This window comes from Verrucosispora sioxanthis (assembly GCF_010560025.1).
GTDB lineage: Bacteria > Actinomycetota > Actinomycetes > Mycobacteriales > Micromonosporaceae > Micromonospora > Micromonospora palythoicola.
This window is the reverse complement of sequence record NZ_SAIY01000004.1, coordinates 150881-163174: the sequence shown is the minus strand read 5'-3', so window position 1 is coordinate 163174 and position 12294 is coordinate 150881. Positions and strand designations below refer to the sequence as shown.

The following is a 12294-nucleotide window of genomic DNA, read 5'->3' as shown; positions in this document are numbered from 1 at the left end:
CGTGGGGGTGTGTCAACCGGAGAGGCCGCCGATGATCGCCTCGGTGTTGAAGCGCATCATCGCCAGGTAGCTGGGGGCGCCGCCGTCGGCTTCACTGAGCGACTCCGAGTACAGGGCGATCACCTTGACGTTGATGTCTGCCTCCGAGACGAGCACCTCGGCGAGCCGGGCCGGCTGTGAGGTGTCGACGAAGATCGCCGGCACCCGGTGGGTCCGGATGGCGGTGACCAGCGAGGCGAGATCCGACGAGCTCGGCGACGCGAGCGTCGTGCCGCTCGGGATGATCGCGCCGATGATCGTGAAATCGTAGCGATCGGCGAGATAGCCGAACACGTGGTGGTTGGTGACCAGGACCCGACGCTCCGGCGGGATGGCGGCGAACCGCCGCGCGAGGTCCGCATCCAGCTCGCCGACCCTCTTCGCGTACGCCTCCGCGCGCTCCCGCACCGCGCGGGCGTCCACCCCGTCGACGTGCTCGATGATTTCGTCGGCGAGCAGCCCCACCGCCGTGACCACCCGCTCCAAATCCGTCCAGAAGTGCGGATCCGGCAGGCCGGCGGCGTCGCCGTCCTGGTACTCCATCGAGTCGATCCTGGCACCCACCTCGACGGTGTGGACGCCCTCGGCCTTCGCCGACTCGACGTGGCGCAGGACGCCCTCTTCGAGTCCCAGGCCGTTGTAGACGACCAGGTCGGCCGTCTGCATGGTGTGCGCCTCCCGGGCCGAGATGGCGAACGAGTGCGGGTCGGCGTTCGGTTTCATCAGCACGCTCACCTCGGCCTCGTCGCCGACGATCTCGTTGACGACGTCGCCAAGGATGTTCGTGGTCACCACGATGCGGGAGTCGTCCCGTGAGGCGCAGGCCGCGCCGCCGGTCAGCAGGGCACCGACGAAGAGCATCGCGAGAAGCTGTCGTGCTCTCATCGGCCGACCTCCACGGCGAGATCCGGTCGTTCGGTGACCTGCAGCGCGCGGGCGGTGCGTAGCCCGTCGCGGTAGTCGATCTCGTGGATGACCTGGGCCTTCGGATCGGCCAGGTAGGCGCGGTCGATGTCCAGCGTCAGGCTGGCGGCGCGCAGCGGCTTCTCGGCGAGGATCTTGCCGGTCTCGAGGTCATAGCTGATCAGGTTCTCGGACGCGTCGAGGGCGAGCACCGTACTGCCGTCAGCAGGTGACGCAGCGGCCACCAGTTCGCGGCCGGTGGCCGGCACGTACCGCAGGGTGGCCTTGGCGGCGTTCACCGACCAGATGCCGGCCTGGTCGGCCACCGCGGCCTCGTTGCTGCGCGGGCGGTAGCCGAACCCGTCCGACGCCACCGGTGTCCGCGGGGAGGCCAGCGTCTTGGCGGCGAGCTTTTCGCCCTCCAGCTTGACCCGTACGAAACTGTCCGCACAGGCGAAGACCGCGCCGCCACGCAGGACGGCCCACCCACGGGGCGCCGCGCAGGGCACCTCGAAGGCACCTGTCGGCTGGCCCTTTGCGTCCATGGCGACGATGCGGTCGGCCGGCCGCCGGGGATCGTCGCCCAGGGCGACGAGGAGTTGCTCGGCGTACGGTACGGCCAGCGGCGTGGAGCTCTTCGAGTCGATCGTGGCCAGTTTGGCGACCTTGCCGGCCTCGAGTTCGCGTCGGTCGAGGACCGTCACCTTCCCGTCGGTGGTGCCGACCGTGGTGTGGGCCTCGAAACCGGCGATCGTCCGGACCGGTGCGTCGAGCGACAGCGTGCCCACCGACCGGGACGGTGCCCGGTAGTAGTGGACGTGGTCGACATGGTCGACAGTCCACACTCCGGCGTCGACGATCTCGAGGGTGCGGTCGCCGCCGTCGACGTAGACGAAGCGGCCGTCCTCGGTGAGCTGCTCGGCACCGACCGACAGCCCGATCTCGTTCTCCGCGCTGGTGCGCAGGTCGAGCAGGCGCAGCCGCTGGGCGCCGCGGGTCGCGTACGCGATTGTCGACTGCGCTTCGGCCAGTTCCTCGGCGCCCTCGACGTAGCCGTGCGGCGTCTCCTCGACGTCCTGTGGTTGTTGTCCTGTCGAGCCGCAAGCGGAGATCGCGAGCGTGAGGCCCAGGGCGGCCACGCCGAGGAGCCTTCCGGTGGTGCTGGTGATCACGAAGATCCTTCCGGTGCGGGGATGGGGGGGAGCGTGGGGACCGATGACCGATGGCGTCGCGCTGCGGTCGTGACCCGTCGCACGCCGAGAATCCCGAAGAACATCGCTACCGCGACGGCGGCGATCGTGGCGCCGGCAGCGGTCGCCGCGTACCAGGAGATCCACAGACCGATCACGGTCGCGGCCGAGCCGATGCCGAAGCTGGTGAGCATCACCGCCGGCAGCCGGCGCGCCACGAGCATTGCCGCCGCCGAGGGTGCGATAAGCATCCCGAAGGCGAGCAGTGTGCCGACGACACTGAAGGCGACCGCCATCGTGATGGTGAGCAGGGCCAGCATGACGGCGTTGGCGACCTCGGGGCGCAGGCTGAGGGTCCGCGCCTTGCGCGGGTCGAAGGTGAGCGCCAGGAACGGTCGGTAACAGATGGCGGAGGCCACCGCGACGACGGCGACCGCGGCAGCGAGCAGCAGTAGGTCGGGCCACCGGATGGCCAGCACGTCACCGAAGAGGAAGGCGGTCAGGTCGGTCGCGAACGACCGCGAGTGCGACACGACGATCACCCCGACCGAGAGCATCCCCACGAACAGCAGCCCGATGCTGGTGTCGCGCCCGAACTCTCGGCTGTGCCGCAGGGCGTTGACGCCGACCGCCATGGCGAACGCGCTGGCGGCGGCTCCGACGACGAGGTTGCCGCCGAAGATCGATGCGATGGCGACACCGGGCAGCATGCCGTGGCTCATGGCCTCGCCGAGAAAGGTCATGCCGCGGGCGATCACCCACACGCCGACCAGGGCGCACACCGCGGCCAGTAGGACGCCGCCGATCAGCGAGCGGACGACGAAGGACACGGTGAACGGTTCGAGGAGTGACGCCATCACCGGGTCGACTATAGTGCAATTGATAATCGATATCATTTGGGGGAGCGTTGGGCGCCGAGGTCCTGACCGTCGAGCACGTGGCCTTCCGGTACGCCGGCATCCCGGTGCTGCGAGACGTGAACCTGCGCGTGGAGGCTGCCACCACGGTCGCCGTGACCGGCGCGAACGGTTCCGGCAAGAGCACTCTGCTGCACCTGCTGGCAGGCGTCGAGGAGCCGGCTGAGGGCAGCGTCCGGCGCCGGGCCGGCTGCCGGCTGGCGCTGCTCCCGCAGCGCACCAGCGGCATCGATGCGCTCCCGCTGACCGTCGCGGAGTGCGTGCAGATCGGTCGGTTCCGGCCGCGTCGACGCCTGAATCGCGACGACCATGCCGCCGTGAGCACGATCATGGAGCGGCTCGACCTCGTCCACCTGGCCCGGCGGCGGTTGCGTGAGCTGTCCGGCGGGCAGCGTCAGCGCACCCTCATCGCCCAGGCGCTCGTCCAGGTCGCCGACATCTACGTACTGGACGAGCCCACGGTCGCCCTCGACGCGACGAGCCGGCAACGCGTCCACGACCTGCTCGCCGAACGGGTCCGGGCCGGAGCGGCGGTGGTCTACGCCAGTCACGACGACGCCGACGCGGCCCTCGCCGATCGCACGGTGCGACTCGCGGGTGCGGTGGAGTACACCATCACCGACGCCCCTGTGTAGCAATGATCATGAGTGCCGGGCCGCCCGGGCGGGCTGTCCACCGCCCGTCCCTGGCGTCGTGGCGATGGAGCAGCCGCAGCCCGGACTGGCGCCTGAGTTACGCCGGCTTCCGGCCGGGGCGGGACGAGCCCGGTCGAAACCGGGTTCAGTGCTCGTCGTAATGGCCGCCGTGTGCGGCGTGCCGGTGACCGTGGTGCACGTAGTCCAGGTGGTCGCCGTGCAGCACGGGGGAGTGGCCGCACCCGTCTCCGTGGACGTGGTCGTGCTCCTCGGCTACCACGTGCTCGCTTGACGCGCACTCGTCGTAGTGCCCGTCGTGGGCGTGGTGCACGTGCCCGTCGTGCAGGTAGTCGGTGTGGCCGTCATGGGCGAACGACACGTGCCCGCAGCCTTCGGCGTGCCGGTGTTCGTGTGCCTCGGCGGGGCTGTGCCCCTCGACGCTGCACTCGTCGTAATGCCCGTCGTGGGCGTGGTGCAGGTGCCCGTCGTGCAGGAAGTCCACGTGCCCGAGATGCCGCACGCCCACGTGCCCGCACTCGGGGCCGTGCGTGTGCTGGTGTCCGGCGGGATGGGTGGGGTGGATGGTGTCTGTGCTCATGTCGCCCTCCTTTGCGTGCCTCGCTCTCGGGGCCAACGATACATGCTTAGTTGCGCATTTGTTTACGTGTTCCAGTGGCAGCTGCTGTGCCGACAGCTGGTCAAGGCAGCCTGTGAAAACGAAAACCGATACCGGTAGTCTGTGCCGTGACCCCGAGCTGAAGGAGTTCCTGTGGCCGTTCCGAAGCGGAAGATGTCGCGGTCCAACACGCGTCACCGGCGGGCGCAGTGGAAGGCGAGTGTGCCGCAGTTGACCCCCTGCCCCTGTCCGCGCAAGGAGATGGTGGTGCCGCACCGGGCATGCACGCACTGCGGCCTGTACAAGGGGCGTCAGGTGGTGGAACAGCCGTGACCGGGCGGCTGCCGGTGACGGTCCTGTCGGGGTTTCTCGGTGCCGGCAAGACCAGCCTGCTCAACCACGTCCTGGCCAACCGGGACGGGCTGAGGGTGGCGGTGATCGTCAACGACATGAGTGAGATCAACATTGACGCCGCGCTGGTCCGGGACGGCGGGGCGCTGTCACGGACCGAGGAACGCCTGGTCGAGCTGACCAACGGCTGCATCTGCTGCACGCTGCGCGACGACCTGTTCGACGAGGTGGCCCGCCTCGCGCGGTTGGGTCGGTTCGACTATCTGCTGATCGAGTCCAGCGGGATCTCCGAGCCGATGCCGGTGGCCGCCACGTTCGCCTTCGGGGTGGAGGGCGGGCAGATCCTGGACGATCTGGCTCGGCTCGACACCACGGTCACCGTGGTCGACGCGGCGGGTCTGCTGGCCCGGATCGACGTGGGAGAGACGCTGGAAGCGCGCGGCCTGGCCGCGTACGAGGGCGACGACCGGAGCATTGCCGACCTGTTGGTCGACCAGATCGAGTTCGCCGACGTGCTGGTGGTGAACAAGACCGATCTGGTGGCCCCGGAGGACCTGACGGTGGTGGAGGCGCTGCTGACCCGGCTCAACCCGGCGGCCCGGCAGGTCCGTGCCGTGCGCGGTCGGGTGTCACCGGCGGTGATCATGAACACCGGTCGGTTCGACCTGGATCGAGCGGAGACCGCGCCCGGTTGGGTGGCCGAACTCAACGGTGAGCACGTGCCGGAGACCGAGGAGTACGGCATCTCCAGCATCGTGTTCCGCGACCACCGGCCGTTCCATCCGCAGCGCCTGTGGGAGTTGCTCGCCGGCGGCCTGGACGCCTTCGGTGTGGTGCGCTCGAAAGGGTTCCTCTGGCTGGCCAGCCGGCCGGACGCGGTGGCTCTCTGGTCACAGGCAGGTCCGTCCGGGCGGTGCGATCCGGCCGGCGTCCCGGTTGCGGTGTCGGGACAGTGGCCGGAGGATCCCGTTGAACGGACCGAGTTGGAGTCCCGCTGGCATCCGACGTTCGGTGACCGCCAGCAGGAGCTGGTCTTCATCGGCGTCGGTCTGGACGGCGACGGGCTGCGGGACGCCCTGACCGCCTGCCTGCTCACCGACCCGGAGGTCGCCGCCGGGGAGCCGACGTGGCAGGCCCTGCCCGATCCGTTCCCCGAGTGGGACATGGGCGACCTGCACGAGCACGACCACGTCGAGCCGGTGCGGGTCTGATCAATCATGGCGACGATGCTCGCTCACGCTGACGTGGCCCGGTGGCGGCGGGACTGGGAGTCGGTGATGCGGCACTACCAGCCGGGTCGGGACGAGCTTCTCGCCGCCGGCCTCGCCGCTGCCGAGAAGGCTCACGGGCGGCGACCGGAGCGGGTGCTCGATGTCGGCGGCGGGCCGGGCACCACCGCGGAGGCGGTGCTGCGGCGGTGGCCCGACGCGCACATCACCGTGCTGGACGTCGACCCGGTCCTGCTGGCGCTGACCGCCACCGTGTTGCCGCACGTGCGCACCGTCCGGGCTGACCTCGGCACCGCGCAGTGGCTCGCCCCGGCCGGTGGCCCGTACGACGTGGTGCTGGCGCTGATGACCGTGCACTATCTGCCCGAAGACCGGGTCCGCGACTGGTACGCCGAGGCCCGGCAACTGCTGCGGCCAGGCGGGCTGCTACTCGTCGGTGACGTGATGCGGGACGCTCCGTCCACGGCACCGCCGCTGGCAGACACGGGCGTAGACCCCTGGACCGCGTGGTGGACGATGCTGGCCGGCGAACCGGCGATGGCGCCGCTGCTGCGCGAGCGGGCAACCGCCCTGGCCGGTCTCGTCTGCGCGGAGTTCGCCGCGCCGGTCGACTGGCACCGGGAGACCGCCTGGCGGGCCGGCTTCTCCGACGTGACGGTACTGCACCGGAGGGCGGACCACGCCCTGATGGCCTTCCGCCGCCGCTGGACGGCCGATGAGCGCCAACGCGCACGCCGGGGTCACCGTCATCTACTGCGACGGCCATCGCTGCCACGCACTACGCCGAGCGGGCGGGTCGGAGGCTCCGGCGGATTACGTCGGTGCCGTCCGTGAAGCGGTGCGGTCCAGCCGGAACGCGGTCCTGATCCGGGCGGGCTGCCTCGGTGCCTGCCATCGGGCGCCCGCGCTGCTCCTGCTCAGTAGCGCGGCGGGCGGACGGCCAGCGCTGATCGGGCCGATCGAGACACCACACCACCGGCAGGCTGTCGTCGACCTCATCCGAGAGTCCGACCTGCCGCTCCGCTGACCTGCATCGGTGTGATCCTCGACCGGCACGGTGACCTTGTCGGCTAGCATCACCGTCGCGATCCTCGGAACACCCGGACCGGGCGGAGCAAGGAGGAGGTGACTGTCGATGACAACGAATCCGATCCCCGGTGCCGTCCGCAACACCCGACAGCGGGCGGAGGTGGTCGAGCTGCTCGCTCGCTCGGACGAGTTCCGCAGCGCGCAACGTCTGCACGCGGAGCTCCGCGAGGGGGGAGCCGCGGTGGGACTCACCACCGTCTACCGCACTCTGCAGGCTCTGGCCGACGCGGGTGAGGTGGACATCCTGCGCCTGCCCACCGGTGAGCAGCTGTTCCGGCGGTGCAGCCGCACCCACCACCACCATCTGGTGTGCCGGCACTGTGGCCGCACCGTCGAGATCACCGGCCCCGCCGTCGAGACGTGGGCCCGCCGCACGGCCGACCAGCACGGGTTCACCGACGTCAACCACACCCTGGAGATCATGGGCACCTGCGCCGCCTGCACCACCCGGTGACTGCCCGCCCAGGGCAAGCCGTGGTACGGGATCTACCGCGCCGCTGCGGTGCAGTCGGCGCAGTGCCCGTGCAGGTCGATCCGGTCGGCGTGCGGAGTGAAGCCGGTTGTCGCACGTAGTTCGGTGAGCCAGGCGTCCACCAGGTGCGGTGGGCACTCGGTGATCAGGCCGCACTTGTCGCAGAGCAGGTGTTGGTGCGTGGTGTCCGGGCAGCGCCGGTAGGCGCGTTCCCCGCCCACCTCGAACGAGTGCAGCAGCCCGACCTCGGCGAGCCGGTGCAGCGCGCGGTACACGGTGCTGAGACCGATCCGGTGACCGGCACCGGTCAGCGCGGTGTGCACGGCCTGGGCGGTCATCGGGTGGGTCCGGCCGGTCAGCGCGGTGAGGATGGCCTGCCGTTGCCGGGTGGTGCGTACCCCGATTGCCGGCAGCGACGCGTCGGCGGGGGGCGCGGTCTCGGTCATCGCCGGTCAACCGCGCCGGCCGACATGGACACTGCGCGCCTCGAGAAGGAACACGTCGCGGCGGTTGCCGAGCCAGACCGGATCTTCCGAATCGAGGAGCCGGTCCCAGGTGTGCAGATCGCCGGGGGTGAGCAGGCCGGTGTCGCGGAGCCGGCCGATGCGACTGGCGAGGCCGTTGACGACAGCGCGCCGCTGGGGCGGCGCAAGCGGCGGGGACAACTCGGAAAGGGTGGTCGCGGTCGTGCCGAATCCAGGCCGGCACGGCGCAGAGCCTCGTCCCAGCCGTACGGCATGGGTCGGCTGCCGGTAGCGCGGCGCGCATACGGGCGAACCAGCGGTCCTCGGCGGTGTGCAGCCGCAACTCCAGCCCGGGCTCGCCGACGCCAAGGTCCCAGGGCAGATGACGGGCGGGGAGGCCACCCTCGGCGAGCGCCAGCCGCCCGCCGCGAGCCAGCAGGGCGGCCAGGGCGTCGACGGCGCGTTGCTGGTCACCAAGGTGGTGCACCATGGCCGAGGCCCACACAAGATCAGCCTGCCCACCGGCCGTCTCCCGCAGGACGTTGACGTCATCGATGTCGACGAGCTTGACCTCGATGCGGATCCGCGGGTCCGCCCATTCGCGGTGAATCCGCGCCCGGGCCGCCTCCACGATTGCCGGTGACATGGTGTGCTCATGCCGCGACGCCAACGACAATCGTGGGCGTTACTGTGTGTGAGGAGAAGTATGTCTCTCACCGTGTCACCGGGCCTGTTGCGCGCCGCAGAATCGGGACCTGTCGATGATGAGGAGTTCGTGGCCTGCGTCCGTGAATCGTTGCCGTACGCCTGGCAGGTCGTCAGCCGCGTGGCGGCCGACTGGAGTCGTCCGACGTCGACTTCGCCGACAACGTCGTCCCACCGCCGCGCGAGGCCGAACGCGGCCAACTCCTACGCGCCCTGGCCAGCGACGCCATCCGGTCCAGCCTGGAGCACCACTTCGGTGTCAAACTGGCCTTCCAGAACTGCCACCGTGTCGCGGCGTTCCGGCTCTCCGCCGTTGACTCCGACGCCTACCGCCGCTTCGTCTCCGTACGGGGCCAGTTGCTCAACCAGTCTCCTGAGCTGCGCGACTGTTGAGCCGGACACCGCCCGGCAAGCGGGGCCGTGACGCGGAGGTCTTGGGACGACGAGCCGGTAGCCGGCACCGGGCCTCGATCACTCTCGCCCGACGAGGCCATTGATTACTGCAGTCTTGCGTTCGACTTGCCGTGGCTCGCCGAGAAGCCTCGGGACGAGGGAACCACCGCCGCCGCCGCTGGAGCGGCGAAGCACACCACCGCGCAGACGGCCAGAACCACGGTCGCGCCAAACTGGTCGATCGCGGGTGCGATGAGCGCAAGACCGACCGGTGCGAGTCCGTAGGAGAGCAAGAAATCGAGTGAGGACACCCGGGCGAGTTTGGCGGGCTCGACCTCGCGCTGGGTGGCGGTGAACCAGGGAACATTGAACAGCTCGATGCCAATGCCGGCGAGCACATACGCGGCGAAGATCACTACGGGGTTCACCGGCAGCAGCAGGCTCAGCGGCACGAGTCCATAGAGCGCAAGCCCGGCCAGCGCGGACCAGCCCTGGGCCCGGGGCCGCCATCTCGCAATGATCATGGCACCGACGAGGGCGCCGATCGTGTAGGTGGTCATCGCGGCCGCCAGGACGGCCTCGCTGCCGAAGCGGTCCCGGCTGACCAGTGGCAACACCACGAAGGTGGCCGAGTACCCGGTGGCGATCACCGCAGTCAACGCGGCCAGGCCGGCAACGAACCAGGGATGCCTACGGGCTTCGCGCAATCCGTCGACGAAGTCGGCCAGAATGTTCGGCCTGGTGGTCGAAGGTGGAGGCGAATCGTTCCCCGGGGGAGGAACCAAAGCGGCCACCAACCACAGGGCGCCGACGCCCCACAGCAGCACCGGCGTGGAGACGGCTACGGCCAGCAGCGCGGTAAGCGTCGGCGCCACCAGGGTGGTGACCCGGACCGCGAGGGTGATGGCGGCGTTGGCCTGTTGCCGCTGTGGCTCGGCGACCACCTCGGCGGTCAGTGCCTGGAAAGCTGGGCGGCACGCGCCCTGACCAGCGCCCATTACGAACGCCGCGGCTGCGGCCACCAACAGCGACCGCTCCAGACTCATCGCCATCACCGGCGTGGCGAGTGCGGCCGTCAGCCCGGACCAGAGCACCGTCTTCCTCCGGGAGTACCGGTCGGCCAGCACACCGGCGACCGGCATGGCGGCGACAAAACCCACTGTGCGCGTGGCCAGGAGAACTCCGAGCCCGACGCCGGTCAGTGACCGGTCGAGGACTGCCAGACCGAGGATGAACGGCAGTGCCCACGTCGCCACGCCGGAGGCCATCGTGCCGGTCCAGAGCCGGACGAAGGACGGGCTTCGCAGCAGGGGGGTCGGCGCGGGAGTGACCGCCACGGCGTTGTCAAGCATGTGTACGTTCTCCAGTCACGGATGACGTCAACCCGCGACGGCTGTCGCGTCAGCTGTTCGCGGGGCGGTGGCAGCCAGGTAGGTGATGCGGAGAGTGCCCGCGGTGGGCTCACGGTCGACCAGTACCTCAACGCCGTATACCGATCTGATCAGTTCGGTGGTGAGCACTGCCGCGGGCGTGCCGGCGGCAAACACCTGCCCGTGGTCGAGGACGACGACGTGGTGGCAGTAGCGTGCAGCGAGATTGAGGTCGTGCAGGGCGACGACACAGGTGACCCTCAGCGATCCGAGCAGTTCGAGCAGTTCGAGCTGGTAGCGGATGTCGAGATGGTTGGTGGGTTCGTCGAGCAGGATCTCCCGGGGCTCCTGGGCGAGGGCACGGGCGAGTTGAGCGCGTTGTTTCTCGCCTCCTGACAGGGTGTGCCAGCTCTGGCGCTGCTTGTCGGTGATACCGACCCGTTCCAGTGCCGCATCGATGATCCGCTGATCGTGCTCGGTCAGTGCGTCGAAGCGGCCCCGGAACGGTGTGCGGCCGAGCTCGACGACCTGCCGGACGCTGACGTGGTTGTGGGCGGTCACGTCCTGCTCGACGACGGCGAGCCGCCGGGCGAGCACCCGGCGGCTCAGGTCGCGCAGGCTGGTGTCGTCGTATCGGACGGTGCCGGTGTCGGGGCGGCGCAATCCGGCGAGCAGGCGCAGCAGTGTCGACTTGCCGGAGCCGTTGGGGCCGAGAAGCCCGACAACCTTTCCGTCGTGAGCGGCCATCTCGATGTTGTCAAGCAGCTGATGACCCTTGACCGACCAGGAGATTTCGGTGGCGTTGATGCGGCCCATCAGGACTCCAGACGCTTGAGGACCAGCGCGAAGGCCGGCGCGCCGAGGAGCGCGGTGATGACGCCGGCGGGCAGTTCGTGTGGCGTGAACGCCGTTCGGGCGAACGTGTCCACCCAGATGAGCAGGATGGCGCCGACGACCGCCGACAGCGGAAGCAACGTGCGGTGCATCGGGCTGACCAGGATGCGGACCGCGTGCGGGACGAGCAGGCCGACGAAGCCGATCGCGCCGGAGGCGGCCACGGCGGCCGCCGTGATGAGAGAGGTCAGCACCATCAGCCAGATGCGGACCGCTGTGACGTTGACGCCCAGGGCTGTTGCGGAGTCCCAGCCGAAGGTGAAGGCGTCCAGGGAAGACGCGAAGAAAAGGATGGCCACCACCCCGGCCAGGATGATGACGGCGGTGAAATTCACTCCGTCCCATCTGGCACCCGCGAGGGTACCGAGCAGCCAGTAGGTGAAGCCGCGGGTGGAGTTCGCATCCCCGCTGATCATGAGGATGAGCGAGGTGACGGCGGCGAAGAACTGGGAGACGAGCACACCGGTGAGCACCACCCGGGTGGGGCTGGCGATGCGTCCTCCACCGAGCAGGAGCAGCAGCAGGCCGAAGGCGAGCAGGCCGCCGATGAAAGCTCCGGTTGACAGCGAGATGCCGCCACCGATCCCGAGAAGGATGACGGCAACCGCCCCGGTCGAGGCGCCGGAGGAGACACCCAGCAGGTAGGGGTCGGCTAGCGGGTTCCTGGTTATCGCCTGCAGGACCGCTCCCGAGACGGCCAATGCTGCGCCGACCAGCGCGGACAGCAGCACGCGCGGGAAGCGTGACTCCCAGATCAGCGCGTCCAGCAATCTCGGCAGCGGCGGGTTCGGGGCGATCTCGCCCAGGCCGATATGCCGCAGGATCGTGGAGACGACATCAAGAGGGCTGATGTTCGCACTGCCGAACAGGGACGCCGCGATGATCGACGCCAGCAGCCCGACTGTGGCTAGGAGGATGATGGCCGCCACCGAGGCGCGCCGAAGACGAGATGGCGCCGGCTTGACGCCGGCGATCGGGTTCGAGGCGCGCCTGGCGGCTTTGTGCAGGTTCGTCGTCATGGTCGTCG

Annotated in this window: 14 protein-coding genes and 2 pseudogenes; 6 read left to right on the top strand and 10 right to left on the bottom strand. The window is 69.7% G+C overall.

Features of this window, described 5'->3' with window-relative positions:
• Positions 1 to 12: 12 nt before the first annotated feature.
• Genes aztC through aztB form a run of 3 tightly spaced genes read right to left on the bottom strand, consistent with a single transcriptional unit; the run spans position 13 to position 2989 of the window.
• The gene (gene aztC / locus ENC19_RS13515; protein ID WP_164447549.1) at positions 13 to 924 is read right to left on the bottom strand and encodes a zinc ABC transporter substrate-binding protein AztC; all 912 of its coding nucleotides are present in this window, start codon (positions 922 to 924) and stop codon (positions 13 to 15) included.
• A complete protein-coding gene (locus tag ENC19_RS13510) occupies positions 921 to 2114 on the bottom strand; it encodes a hypothetical protein (RefSeq protein ID WP_164447548.1) in 1194 nt (397 codons plus the stop codon). The genes aztC and ENC19_RS13510 overlap by 4 nt, the downstream gene beginning before the upstream one ends.
• Positions 2111 to 2989: a zinc ABC transporter permease AztB gene (aztB, locus tag ENC19_RS13505; RefSeq protein WP_164447906.1), complete on the bottom strand. Its 879-nt coding sequence runs from the start codon at positions 2987 to 2989 to the stop codon at positions 2111 to 2113. The genes ENC19_RS13510 and aztB overlap by 4 nt, the downstream gene beginning before the upstream one ends.
• A 50-nt stretch (positions 2990 to 3039) precedes the next feature.
• Here aztB and aztA point away from each other — a divergent pair, with 50 nt between their 5' ends.
• Entirely contained in the window at positions 3040 to 3684 is a 645-nt protein-coding gene (gene aztA / locus ENC19_RS13500) for a zinc ABC transporter ATP-binding protein AztA (RefSeq protein WP_164447547.1), read from the top strand.
• A 145-nt stretch (positions 3685 to 3829) separates the two neighbouring features.
• Here aztA and ENC19_RS13495 read toward each other — a convergent pair whose 3' ends face one another.
• Positions 3830 to 4282: a hypothetical protein gene (locus tag ENC19_RS13495; protein WP_164447546.1), complete on the bottom strand. Its 453-nt coding sequence runs from the start codon at positions 4280 to 4282 to the stop codon at positions 3830 to 3832.
• A 171-nt stretch (positions 4283 to 4453) separates the two neighbouring features.
• Between ENC19_RS13495 and rpmF the strand changes: the two genes are divergently transcribed.
• The 4 genes from rpmF (at position 4454) to ENC19_RS13475 (ending at position 7423) form a co-directional block, all read left to right on the top strand.
• Positions 4454 to 4633, top strand: a complete 180-nt coding sequence (gene rpmF / locus ENC19_RS13490; RefSeq protein WP_164447545.1) for a 50S ribosomal protein L32 — start codon at positions 4454 to 4456, stop codon at positions 4631 to 4633.
• The gene (locus ENC19_RS13485) at positions 4630 to 5862 is read left to right on the top strand and encodes a GTP-binding protein (RefSeq protein ID WP_164447544.1); all 1233 of its coding nucleotides are present in this window, start codon (positions 4630 to 4632) and stop codon (positions 5860 to 5862) included. Before rpmF ends, ENC19_RS13485 begins: the two co-directional genes overlap by 4 nt.
• A 15-nt stretch (positions 5863 to 5877) precedes the next feature.
• On the top strand, positions 5878 to 6714 hold the full coding sequence (locus ENC19_RS13480; protein ID WP_166458557.1) for a class I SAM-dependent methyltransferase: 837 nt from the start codon (positions 5878 to 5880) through the stop codon (positions 6712 to 6714).
• Between the two features lie 301 nt (positions 6715 to 7015).
• A complete protein-coding gene (locus ENC19_RS13475) occupies positions 7016 to 7423 on the top strand; it encodes a Fur family transcriptional regulator (RefSeq protein ID WP_164447543.1) in 408 nt (135 codons plus the stop codon).
• Between the two features lie 32 nt (positions 7424 to 7455).
• Here ENC19_RS13475 and ENC19_RS13470 read toward each other — a convergent pair whose 3' ends face one another.
• The 3 genes and pseudogenes from ENC19_RS13470 to ENC19_RS30230 form a co-directional block, all read right to left on the bottom strand.
• On the bottom strand, positions 7456 to 7887 hold the full coding sequence (locus ENC19_RS13470) for a Fur family transcriptional regulator (RefSeq protein WP_164447542.1): 432 nt from the start codon (positions 7885 to 7887) through the stop codon (positions 7456 to 7458).
• 6 nt (positions 7888 to 7893) lie between these two features.
• A complete protein-coding gene (locus ENC19_RS30235) occupies positions 7894 to 8106 on the bottom strand; it encodes a hypothetical protein (protein ID WP_235944778.1) in 213 nt (70 codons plus the stop codon).
• A gap of 271 nt (positions 8107 to 8377) precedes the next feature.
• Positions 8378 to 8551 (bottom strand): annotated as a pseudogene (locus ENC19_RS30230) (class I SAM-dependent methyltransferase); the annotation flags it as partial.
• A gap of 60 nt (positions 8552 to 8611) precedes the next feature.
• On the opposite strand from ENC19_RS30230, the pseudogene ENC19_RS13460 reads away from it, so the two are divergent.
• Positions 8612 to 9003: pseudogene (locus ENC19_RS13460) on the top strand (SCO5389 family protein).
• A gap of 104 nt (positions 9004 to 9107) precedes the next feature.
• Here the strand turns inward: ENC19_RS13460 and ENC19_RS13455 are convergent.
• Genes ENC19_RS13455 through ENC19_RS13445 form a run of 3 tightly spaced genes read right to left on the bottom strand, consistent with a single transcriptional unit; the run spans position 9108 to position 12286 of the window.
• Positions 9108 to 10355 (bottom strand): MFS transporter, encoded by a 1248-nt coding sequence (locus tag ENC19_RS13455; RefSeq protein ID WP_164447541.1) that lies wholly within the window; start codon positions 10353 to 10355, stop codon positions 9108 to 9110.
• Between the two features lie 27 nt (positions 10356 to 10382).
• Positions 10383 to 11189, bottom strand: a complete 807-nt coding sequence (locus ENC19_RS13450) for an ABC transporter ATP-binding protein (RefSeq protein WP_164447540.1) — start codon at positions 11187 to 11189, stop codon at positions 10383 to 10385.
• Positions 11189 to 12286, bottom strand: a complete 1098-nt coding sequence (locus tag ENC19_RS13445; RefSeq protein WP_164447539.1) for a FecCD family ABC transporter permease — start codon at positions 12284 to 12286, stop codon at positions 11189 to 11191. Before ENC19_RS13445 ends, ENC19_RS13450 begins: the two co-directional genes overlap by 1 nt.
• Between the last annotated feature and the right edge of the window lie 8 nt (positions 12287 to 12294).

What these genes read in the sequence shown, in the direction of transcription:
- aztC (WP_164447549.1), bottom strand. Translation starts at nt 924, where the DNA reads ATGAGAGCACGACAGCTTCTCGCGATGCTCTTCGTCGGTGCCCTGCTG.
- aztB (WP_164447906.1), bottom strand. Translation starts at nt 2,989, where the DNA reads ATGGCGTCACTCCTCGAACCGTTCACCGTGTCCTTCGTCGTCCGCTCG.
- ENC19_RS13495 (WP_164447546.1), bottom strand. Translation starts at nt 4,282, where the DNA reads ATGAGCACAGACACCATCCACCCCACCCATCCCGCCGGACACCAGCAC.
- ENC19_RS13480 (WP_166458557.1), top strand. Translation starts at nt 5,878, where the DNA reads ATGCTCGCTCACGCTGACGTGGCCCGGTGGCGGCGGGACTGGGAGTCG.
- ENC19_RS13475 (WP_164447543.1), top strand. Translation starts at nt 7,016, where the DNA reads ATGACAACGAATCCGATCCCCGGTGCCGTCCGCAACACCCGACAGCGG.
- ENC19_RS13470 (WP_164447542.1), bottom strand. Translation starts at nt 7,887, where the DNA reads ATGACCGAGACCGCGCCCCCCGCCGACGCGTCGCTGCCGGCAATCGGG.
- ENC19_RS13455 (WP_164447541.1), bottom strand. Translation starts at nt 10,355, where the DNA reads ATGCTTGACAACGCCGTGGCGGTCACTCCCGCGCCGACCCCCCTGCTG.
- ENC19_RS13450 (WP_164447540.1), bottom strand. Translation starts at nt 11,189, where the DNA reads ATGGGCCGCATCAACGCCACCGAAATCTCCTGGTCGGTCAAGGGTCAT.
- ENC19_RS13445 (WP_164447539.1), bottom strand. Translation starts at nt 12,286, where the DNA reads ATGACGACGAACCTGCACAAAGCCGCCAGGCGCGCCTCGAACCCGATC.